General features: G+C 37.2%; 10 protein-coding genes and 1 tRNA gene. 7 read left to right on the top strand and 4 right to left on the bottom strand.

The window, feature by feature from the left end:
- Positions 1 to 51 precede the first annotated feature (51 nt).
- Both ACXJIN_RS04975 and ACXJIN_RS04970 read left to right on the top strand, forming a co-directional pair.
- A complete protein-coding gene (locus tag ACXJIN_RS04975) occupies positions 52 to 378 on the top strand; it encodes a hypothetical protein (RefSeq protein ID WP_456399980.1) in 327 nt (108 codons plus the stop codon).
- Between the two features lie 35 nt (positions 379 to 413).
- Positions 414 to 575, top strand: coding sequence for a ribbon-helix-helix protein, CopG family (locus ACXJIN_RS04970; protein ID WP_456399978.1), 162 nt, complete (start codon positions 414 to 416; stop codon positions 573 to 575).
- A gap of 107 nt (positions 576 to 682) precedes the next feature.
- On the opposite strand, the gene ACXJIN_RS04965 is transcribed toward ACXJIN_RS04970, so the two are convergent.
- Positions 683 to 756, bottom strand: a tRNA-Gln gene (locus ACXJIN_RS04965).
- Between the two features lie 125 nt (positions 757 to 881).
- Between ACXJIN_RS04965 and ACXJIN_RS04960 the strand changes: the two genes are divergently transcribed.
- The gene (locus ACXJIN_RS04960) at positions 882 to 1,487 is read left to right on the top strand and encodes a hypothetical protein (RefSeq protein WP_456399976.1); all 606 of its coding nucleotides are present in this window, start codon (positions 882 to 884) and stop codon (positions 1,485 to 1,487) included.
- On the opposite strand, the gene ACXJIN_RS04955 is transcribed toward ACXJIN_RS04960, so the two are convergent.
- From ACXJIN_RS04955 to ACXJIN_RS04945, 3 genes are read right to left on the bottom strand one after another with little or no spacing between them, the layout of a single operon-like run.
- Positions 1,488 to 4,349 (bottom strand): AAA family ATPase, encoded by a 2,862-nt coding sequence (locus ACXJIN_RS04955; RefSeq protein ID WP_456399974.1) that lies wholly within the window; start codon positions 4,347 to 4,349, stop codon positions 1,488 to 1,490.
- Positions 4,346 to 5,554, bottom strand: coding sequence for a metallophosphoesterase family protein (locus tag ACXJIN_RS04950; RefSeq protein ID WP_456399972.1), 1,209 nt, complete (start codon positions 5,552 to 5,554; stop codon positions 4,346 to 4,348). Before ACXJIN_RS04950 ends, ACXJIN_RS04955 begins: the two co-directional genes overlap by 4 nt.
- A gap of 2 nt (positions 5,555 to 5,556) precedes the next feature.
- Positions 5,557 to 6,828 carry an NAD(P)/FAD-dependent oxidoreductase gene (locus ACXJIN_RS04945; protein WP_456399970.1) on the bottom strand — a complete coding sequence of 424 codons (1,272 nt, stop codon included), beginning with the start codon at positions 6,826 to 6,828 and terminating at the stop codon, positions 5,557 to 5,559.
- Between the two features lie 166 nt (positions 6,829 to 6,994).
- Between ACXJIN_RS04945 and trpS the strand changes: the two genes are divergently transcribed.
- The 4 genes from trpS to ACXJIN_RS04925 are packed head-to-tail and all read left to right on the top strand — an operon-like array spanning position 6,995 to position 9,893.
- On the top strand, positions 6,995 to 7,978 hold the full coding sequence (gene trpS, locus ACXJIN_RS04940) for a tryptophan--tRNA ligase (RefSeq protein ID WP_456399968.1): 984 nt from the start codon (positions 6,995 to 6,997) through the stop codon (positions 7,976 to 7,978).
- 50 nt (positions 7,979 to 8,028) lie between these two features.
- Positions 8,029 to 8,679, top strand: a complete 651-nt coding sequence (locus ACXJIN_RS04935) for a segregation and condensation protein A (protein ID WP_456399966.1) — start codon at positions 8,029 to 8,031, stop codon at positions 8,677 to 8,679.
- A 10-nt stretch (positions 8,680 to 8,689) separates the two neighbouring features.
- Entirely contained in the window at positions 8,690 to 9,214 is a 525-nt protein-coding gene (gene scpB / locus ACXJIN_RS04930) for an SMC-Scp complex subunit ScpB (protein ID WP_456399964.1), read from the top strand.
- Positions 9,192 to 9,893, top strand: coding sequence for a pseudouridine synthase (locus ACXJIN_RS04925; protein WP_456399962.1), 702 nt, complete (start codon positions 9,192 to 9,194; stop codon positions 9,891 to 9,893). The genes scpB and ACXJIN_RS04925 overlap by 23 nt, the downstream gene beginning before the upstream one ends.
- Positions 9,894 to 9,905 lie beyond the last annotated feature (12 nt).

Below are 9,905 nucleotides of genomic sequence, written 5' to 3'. Positions count from 1 at the left end.
ATTATATGATAGAATATAGATGTATCACAAAGAAGAAAGGGAGGATGAAAAATGAGAAAAGAAGAATTTGTAAAAGAGTATGATGTGAATTTCGAGGAGTTTGTCGAGAGTGGTGAAAAACAGAAAGTTTGGTACGATTTAGAAGACGAGAGTTTGTGGATATTCAAACTTGAAAAAACAGATGAAAATACAGTTGTATACGATGAATACAAACTTGATCCAGAAGATTCGGCATATAATGAACTGCTTGAAGATTCAAACTCAAAAGACATCCAAGAAGCTCTTGAAAAAATAGAAAACGGCGACTTCGTTTGGAGAAATGGACCACTTTACAATGATAATTGGATTTCATATGTCCATGAGGAGATAGAATTGTGAGGGGGATTTACCCTCTCACTTTTCAGGTGATATGAATGGAGGAAAAAGACAAACGAAAAGAGCAAGTCGGTATTCAATTAGAAAGATGGCAGATAAAAGAAATTAAACATCGAGCCGTAGATATGAACATCTCTATGAGCGAACTAATCCGTCGACTAATAACAGAATACCTTGAAAAAGATACTCCCTCAAAATGAGGGTGTAAACGAGGGAGTAAGAAAAAGCCCCGCTTTATGCGGGGTTTCATTATGTTTTTAAAACATTTTAGGGAGCGCCTCGAACCTCCCAAGTTGGATCCTTACCCTGGCTGCGCGGGGAGGATTCGAACCTCCACGCCGGGATCCAAAATCCCGTGTGCTGCCATTACACTACCGCGCAATCAATTCGCTGTTTATATTCTACCACAGAAATTTTAGTGATTCAAGAGGAAGAGGCATTTTTTTGCGAATAATGGTATACTTGTATTGTGCGGATTTTGAAAATTTTAAGTGGGGGGAACGAATATGAGCTTAACAGACGTGATTTTAACTGTAGTGGGAGTTGGGCTCTTGTTAATCACTATTGGCACGAAGTTAGATGTTCAAAGGTTAAATTCACGGCTTTCAAACGACGAGACCGTTACGAAGACGCTTTTGAATGATTTTAAAAATGTAAATGAGCACCTTAACTCTTTTAGAATTCCAACGTCTTTTTTGAACGATTACAACGTTCTTTTAGAAAACGCTTCACACGTCCTTCCACTTTATCCACTCACAACGTTAGACTCAACAGATCTAAAGGACTTCAAAAGTGCGCTTTCATTTAACAATTATTACGAGATCACAAAAATGGGAAAAGAGTACTTTCTCGCTTATCCTGGAATTGGAACGACTTTTTCAATTCAAATACTTTCTTCTGCCTTTCCAAAGAAAGTTTTAAAATTCGTTAGAATGCTTCGGGCCCAGCAAATACCAGCTTTTGAAATACCATATCCCAATACTTCTGCGCTCTTCATAGGGGTTTTTCCAAATTACAAGTTGGCAAGTGAATACGCATCTAAAACCTCTAAGATTGTGTTTCAAACCGTAAAGGCAACTCCTTCATCCTGGATAATAAGGCCAATTCCATGATCATTCGTTTATTACATGACTTACACCGTTTATTTTCTCAATGAATACGATCTTTTCAGCCATTTCTCTGAAACTCTCATCATGAGTTATGACTATGACTTGTTCCATATCTTTGAAGAGCTTTGGCAGGTATTCAGATAGTGCGCGTTTACGTTCCGCGTCTAAATTCACCGTTGGTTCGTCGAAGATGACGAATTTAGAAGTGGAAAACATTTCATTTAAAGCGGCTCTCAAACACAGAGCCACCACCATCTGCTCTCCTCCCGATAGGTGAGAAAAGCTCCTGTCAGATATTTTTCCATTTATCTGGCTTACAAGATGAACATCGTAGTCATTTCTCCATTCTATTTTATCGGATTTATTGGTAAGTTCTCTGTATTTGAAAGTGGCTTTTGAGGCGAGGTATTTTCTATATCTTTCAGCTACCTTTCCTCCCATTCCATTCAGCATATTCCTGAATTCCTGAACGAATTTTTTCTTCTTCTTCAAAAGAGAGAGCTCTTTTTCTATTTCTTCGAGTAATTTCTTTTTTTCTTTTAATTTTTCAATTTCTCTGTTTATGCCCATTAACTCGCCTTTAACTTCCGTTATTTTGGAATTCAACACTTTTAATTTTTCATTCGTTGAATTTGCCTCTTCCATAAGATTGAAGTGTTTTTTTTCATTGTAAATCTTTGAAAGATTTTCTATTTTTTCTGTGATCTCACTTAGCTCAGCCTCTATTTTCTTCTTTTCTTCTTCTTCATCTCTTACTTTCAAAAGCAAGTGTTCAACTTCTTTTGCCATTTCTATCTTTTTATTGTATTCTTCGTAAAAAGGTCTCAATTCTGTTAGTTTTTGGCGCAGTTTTAAAATTTCATCCTTACGTTTTTTAACTTTTGCCAGGAACTCTTCAACTTCTTTTTGATTTTTTGAGAATCCATTGAGAGTTTTCTCACTCTCTTTTACCTTTTTTATGGTTTCATATTCCAAATTCAAAAGCTTTTGAATGCTCTTTTCTTTTAAACAAAGGGCACTTTTCAGTTCTTTCAGATCTTTTTTTAACATTTCTCTTCTTTTCTTGATCTCTTCCTTTTTTCCAGCCAACGAGTTAATTTCCGCCTTTAAGTTTTCTATCTCTTTTCGTTTTTCATCGTTTACTTTTTCAATTTTTTTGAAAGAGAATTCTTCCACTTTTAAAATGTCTTTTATCTCTTCAAGTAAAGTTCTTTCTTCTTCTTTAAGCGCGTTGATTCTTTCCAATTTTTTTTGAAAGAGTTCTTCATTTTTTCTCTCTTCTATCAACTTTATTTCCGCTTCTTTTGCGTTTTTTATTTCATTTTCCATATTCTCGATCTTTGAATTCAAAATATCGATTTCTTTTTTCAGATTCATTTTTTTTTCATCGAAGTAAAGGGAAACGTCTTTTCCCTTCAGATTCAAGCATTTTTCATTTAAAAGCGGACATGTTCCACCACTCAAAGAATTTTCAGCGTCACTCAGATTATTAAGTTTTTCGATGAGGGAATATTTTTGGGCACTTAAGCTTTCAAGGTGTTCTTTTATGGATTTTGCCTCGTTTACTTTCTTTTCTAATCTTTTAAGCTCTTCGTTTGAAATTTGAATTTCATCTTTCATTAGCTCGTTTTTCGCAGCTTCTATTTTTGAAAGTTTCTTTATTGTGTTTTCAATTTTCTTCTGAAAAGTTTCTTTTTTTTCTAAACAATTCATTTTTTCATTACAGTCTTGAGTAAGTCTGTCATACTCTTTTTCTACATCATGTAGAGTCTTTTCTTTATTTATCGTTTGCGCTTTCAAGGCGTTTATTTCCATTTCTACTTCTTCTTTTCTTTTTTGAAAGGACGAAAGGTTGACAAGCATCTTTTCTCTTTCATTTTTCAAAGTGGACAACTTTTTTTCTTCTTCTCTAAGAGCTTCTAGCTTTTTTTCATCGCCGATAAGGATATTCTGTTTTGCTTCAAGTTTTTCGTAAAGTTTTTCGTATTCATCGTGGTAAGATTTGTAATTTTTGCACGTTTTTTCCGCCTGAATGGCTTTTTCCAAATTTTTGTTTAACTCGTTCAAATTCTTTTTTGCACTCTCTTCTCTCTTTTCTTTTTCTGTTTTAGTTGTTTTGAGCTTTTCAAGTTCGTTCCGCATCTTTTCGTATTCTTTTAATTTTTCTTCTTTTAAAAGCTTGTCAGTTGAAATTTTGTTAAAAATGCGATTGGCTTCGTCTAAATTCTTTGATAGTTCATCGTGCTTTTTTTTCAAATTTTCCAGTTCTTGAGTTTCCTCTTTTAAAGAATTTTGTTTGAAATCAAGTTCTATTTGCATATTTTCGAGTTCATCGCTGTAAGCCTTCAATTCGGAATTGTACATTTCTTTATACACCTGGGTGTTGAAAAGTTCATCGAAGAATTTCTTTCGCTGTGAAGCCGTCATTGAAAAAACGGACGTCATATCATTCTGATGGGCGGTTATAACGCGTTTGTACACGTCATCCATTTTGCCGTGAATTCCGGTAAGTTCTTTTAGAACGGTTACGACTTTATTTTGTGTTCTCCATACTGTTCCGCTGGGAGAAAGAAGATCCCATGTGGTATGACTTTCGTTTATTTTTCTTACGATCGAGTATTCAAGTCCATCTTGGGCTGTAAAAGATACCTTTACGAGCGCCGTTGTGCTTTCGTTGAAATTTGTTATGAAATCTTTGTAGCTTCCTTCTCCTTTGACATTTGCCAGAGCGAAACCAATGGCTTGTAGGATGCTGCTTTTTCCAGCACCATTTTGTCCCAGTACCAGGTTTAACCCTTTCGAAAAGCTCACTTTACTTTTAACATGTGTTTTGAAGTTTTCAAGCTCAACGCTATTTATCTTCATTTTTTTCTTCCTCCGAAGAACGCAAAAAGCTTTTCTAAAACCTGAAACGAATCTTCAAGGTTTTGTGAGTTGTGAAGGGTTTTTAATTTGTTCAAGGCTTGGACAGTTTCAAAAGAATGAGATGCGAAAAAAGGGTTTTCTTTTACGATTTCTTCTTCTATTTTTTGGACTTCATCAACTAATTCTATTTCCCCCTCAAAAGAAGAATTGGAAAAACCTATTTTAACCCAGGCTTTAAGTGCGCCCATTTCTTCTATTTTTCTTTCCACATCCTTCGTATCGACATTTAAAAAAACGCCAAACGGAATTCGCACGTTCAAAACGTAAAGGCATCCCTTTTCCACCTTGTTTTTTTCGAGAGAATTTTTAAGTTCGTGAAAAAAAGAGTCGCTCGATCCATCGTTGAGATTTATAAAGGTTTCCACCTTTTTTCTCCTTTTCGATTCGTGAAAAGTTACTTTATCATTTTCACTTTCGTAAATGAAAAAGCCTTTTTCTCCTCTTTCACCTATGTCCCAATATTCTGGAGCCCCTGGGACGAAGAGGTGAATGTCTTCAACTGCCTGTTTTGTGTGGATATGACCTCCAGCTATGTAAACACACTTTCTACCAAGGTCGATCAGATCTTCTTTTCTAATACAGCCCATAATAGTTTCAGGATCCCCAACTGACGTGTGCATTAAAACGATATTTTGATAGTTCAAATCCAAGTTCATCACAAGTTCTCTCACGTATTCCGGAAATTGGAATCCCTGATAGCCAACGCCGTAAAATCGTAAAGATCCTATTTGAATGTACGAACCTTTCTTTCCATCCCAGGGAAGGTACGATATCTTTCCATTTTCAAAAACGAAAGGCTCTAAAAAATAAATAAGACTCTCCTCTGAAAGATATTCCAGCCACGATTTTTCGTCTCCCTTGAATGTTCTGTCATGATTTCCTTCCACGCATATGGTTTGAATTCCGTTGTTCTTTAATTTTTTCAGAGATTTTTCCGTCCTTTCTAAGACATCTGGAGAAAGCTCTTTTCTATCAAATAGGTCTCCACTTACAATGACAGCGTCAACTTTTTCTTTAACAGCCTCATCAGTTATGAATTCAAAAGCTCTAAAATAATCTTCATACCTTTTTTGCGAGTACTCTGACATGACAAAGCCCATTGGCTTTCTACCAAGATGTAGATCGCTACAATGAAGTATTTTCATGTTCAAGCATCTCCCAAATTTCTTGCGAGCATCTTTCCATGAGCAGTTGCATAAGTTATGGAGCGCGTATATCCGCTGCAATCACCGATGAATTTCAAATTTTTGTATTTTTCATTGTTGAGTTTGTTGCTGTAAAATTTCACCTCAACGGCGTAAAGAAGATTGTCAGGATAAGATAGGCCTTCAACGACGTTTCCCAATTTTCCTATGAATTCTGAAATGGAAAGCGCAATTCTTCTCGGAATTACCAAATTTACATCTCCCAAAACATAAGAATTCTCATTCAAAGTTGGTTTAACACGGCCCAGCTTTTTCGTTCTTTTACAATTGACAAAATCTTCGTAAGTTTGAACCAGAACTTTTCTGCCACCGGCCAATATGTTTCCAAGTTTTGCTATGTAAGAGCCATACCCTATGGGATCGTTAAATGGCTCTGTGAAAGAAGTACTACACAAAATGGCAAAATTCGTATTTTCACTGCAAGCTGCAGATGTTGAATGGCCGTTAACTGTGACAAAATCGTCGTATTTTTCCAGGACCACTTTTCCAGAAGGATTGTTACAAAACGTTCGAACCGTGTAGCCCGTTTTTGCGCGCATGCGCACTTTAAATTCGTACATTTCTTCGTTTAACTCTTTAACCACGTGATTTGGCACTTCATATCTTATGCCCACGTCTACAACGTTACCAGAAAGCACGAGCGTTGGATCTCTTTCTACGATTTTCTTGATCAGCATGTGTCCGCTTCTTCCAACGGAAATTACCGCCATGTCAAAAGTATCTTCGAAATTTTCGGATTTCACTTTCGCTTTTTCATTTTGAATTATCACATCATCGACTCTTACGTTGAAATGAAAATGAATGTTTGAAGCTGCGGAAAACTCATCGTATATCTTTTTCAAGATTATCGGTAATTTGTCGGTACCAATGTGAAAGAATTCAGATTTTACCGGTTCGAAACCCTCAGAATAAAAGCGAACGAAAAAAGGCGATTCTTCGGAAAATGACGTTCCCCTCTTAATATTGCTCCTTTCATCGTTTTCCAATTTGGACGTGTAATAGTCAACGACTTCTTTTTGAAGTGGAAGGGGTATTTCAATATCGCCACCCATATCACTGGAAATGAACAACTTTCCATCCGATCTCACGCCGCTTATGCTCGCACTGTAGACGTCTTTTGAACGCTCGAAAATGTGTATTTCATGGGAAGTATTAACAAGTTCGCTAACAAAGCCTATCGCCGCGGCTCCAAATCCCACCACCGCTATTTTCATGATTTCGCTCCCCCTTTTTCAAACAAAGAAGCATCAAGACCACATTGAAATATTACCACGAAACCTTTTGAATTTTAGACATATTGAACGATAAAAATCTTTTGGATGAGGGTGTGAAAATGGTTATATGGTATAATTTTCAAAAGCGTGAAGAGGAGTGGAAAAAGTGCGAATTGTCAGTGGAATGAGGCCAACAGGAAAATTGCATATAGGAAATTTATTGGGAGCGTTGGAAAACTGGGTTAAGCTTCAAGATAATGAAAGTGAGAACTTCTTTTTCGTGGCAGATTGGCACATGTTGACGACTGGTTACGAAGACACTTCTAAGTTAAAAGAGAACACGGAAACGTTGGTCAGAGAATTCCTCGCTTGTGGTATAGACCCGAAAAAAAGCGTCGTTTTTGTGCAGTCAAATGTGAAAGAACATGCGGAATTACATTTGCTACTTTCCATGATCGTACAACTTGGAAGACTGGAGCGAATTCCAACCTACAAGGAACAGTTGAGGGAACTGAAAGAGCGAAACATTTCCACATTGGGCTTTCTCGCTTATCCAGTTTTACAAGCGGCCGATATTTTGGCTTACAATGCTGATGGGGTTCCCGTGGGCGAAGATCAAGCCTTTCACCTTGAGATAACACGAGAAATAGCGCATAAATTCAATTCTCTTTACGGAGAAGTCTTTAAAGAGCCTAAAACACTACTTTCCAAAGTTCCAAAATTGCTTGGTACCGATGGAAGAAAAATGTCCAAAAGCTATGGGAATGTTATAAACATAGATACCAATGAGGAAGAATTGAAGAAGATGATAATGCCCATGAAGACCGATCCTGCACGAATGCGAAGAACGGATCCGGGAACACCGGAGAAGTGTAATGTTTGGGCTTACCACAAAGCTTTTGGCACGCCCCAAGAAAAATTGGATGAAATCCATAAAGGGTGCACGTCCGCAAAAATTGGATGTGTAGATTGTAAGAAGATCTTGATAGAGAGCATGAAAGAAAGATTAGGACCAATATGGATAAAAATAGATGAATTGAAAGCTCATCCACAAATTGTGAAAGACGTCATACACGATGGCAACAAAAAGGCGAGATTTGTTGCGGGAGAAACCTTGCAAAAAGTTAGAGAGGCGATGAACCTATATTAACGAGAAAAAATTCCCAGCTTAAGGTACACGCTGGCGAATTCGAAGGTTCGATGGATCTGCTACTTTTTTTGGTGCGAAAGCATAAGATGAATCCGTTAGAACTTAAAATATCTGAAATAACGGATGAATTCGTTGAGTTTGTAAATGAAATGAAAGAAGTTGACATAGAAGCCGCGGGAGATTTCATGCTTATGGCCTCTACCTTGATGGAAATAAAGTCTAAATTGTTGCTTGAACCCTCTCCTAACGCTATAGAAAAACAAAACCAGATAGCGCGAAGGGTGTACGAATATGCGCTTGTTAAAGACGCGGCGCGCCAATTAGAAGAACTTTATGATGTTCACTCAAGAGAGTACGTTGTTTCTGTGTTACCTCCTACAAAAGAGAAAAAAGAAACGGAACAAATTCCCAACCTTTTTTGGGAAGTGTTGAAATCAGTCGAAGAAGAGATAAAGCTCAGAAAAAAAGTCTACAAAATTTCAAAAGAATCTTACTCCGTTTCGAAGAAACTTGAAGAGATCAAAGAGTTCATAAGTCAGAAAAAAAGAATAAAGATACGCGAATTGCTTTTAAAGGCCAGAGATAGGTTAGAGGCTGTCGTTACATTTGTGGCAATATTGGAACTGCTGAGGGTGAACTTCATTTCATTGGATGCGATAAAAAGAGAGGTGTTCGTTTACGAACGTAAAGCTAAGGGCTGAAATCGAAGCGGTGTTAATGGCTGCACGAGGGGTAACTTTAAACGAACTAATGAAACTTACAAAGGGAAAAAGGGCCGAGATATTGGAAATTTTAGACGACATAGAAGAAGATTTTTCAAGTGAAAAGCATGGCGTGGAGTTGAAAAACGTGGCTGGAAAATATGCGTTTTTCACAAAAGCTCAATACGCTGAAAGCGTTTCTAATTTGCGCAGAAAATCAGTTAGCGAGTTAACGCCTTCGCAAATGGAAGTGTTGGCTATAATCGCCAAGAATCAACCCATAACCATGCGAGGTATTTACGATTTTAAAGGTAGCATGCCTTCTTCTCAAATAAAAGAATTGCTTTCTATGAAAATGATAAGACGAAAGAGGGATAAGAGCTCAAAAGGTCATCCCTACGTCTATTACACGACAGATGAATTTCTTAAAGTTTTGGGAATACCAGATCTTTCGTTTCTGCCGAAAGGGGATTTGAAATTTGAGAATTCAAAAGTATCTAAGGATGTGCGGAATGGCATCGAGAAGGAAAGCTGAAGAATTGGTAAAGGATGGAAGAGTAACGATAAATGGGAAAAAGGTGCGTGATTTTGTCCAGGTAAATGAAGGCGACGTTGTAAAAGTAGATGGAAAGGTAATCTCTCCAAAAAAGAAGCTCTATTACATGTTTAACAAACCGATTGGTTATATAACCACCAGGAGCGATCCGCAAGGAAGAAAGACCATTTTTGATCTGTTAAATGTTGACAAAGATGTTTTTCCAGTGGGAAGGTTAGACAAAGACACGTCTGGGTTATTGCTTTTGACAAATGATGGCGAAGTGGCTCAGATATTGCTTCATCCTCGTTATGAAATCGACAGAGTTTACATTGCAAACGTGAAAGGCGTCCTTTCAAATAAAACTGTTGAGAAAATGCGCAAGGGCGTGAGATTGCCATTTGGATACACATCTAAGATGGAAGTGGAAGTTTTGAGAAAGAGTGGAGAAATGTCTGTGGTGAAAATCACGATTAGGCAAGGAAAGAAGAGAGAGATAAGAAGGGCCTTTAAATTTGTAGGTCATCCCATCATTTCTCTCAAAAGAATTGCGTTTGGTCCAATTTCTCTTGACAAGAATTTAAAAGTGGGAGCTTACAGAGGGCTTAATTCTAACGAGATAAGGGCGTTAGAAAGATTGAAAAAAGAAAATGAGACCCTTTTGAGGGTCTCACCTTGAAAAATGTTGAGG

The sequence above is a fragment of the Mesoaciditoga sp. genome (genome assembly GCF_054006115.1).
Note: the sequence above shows the minus strand (reverse complement) of the source record. Positions and strands in the feature narration are given on the sequence as shown.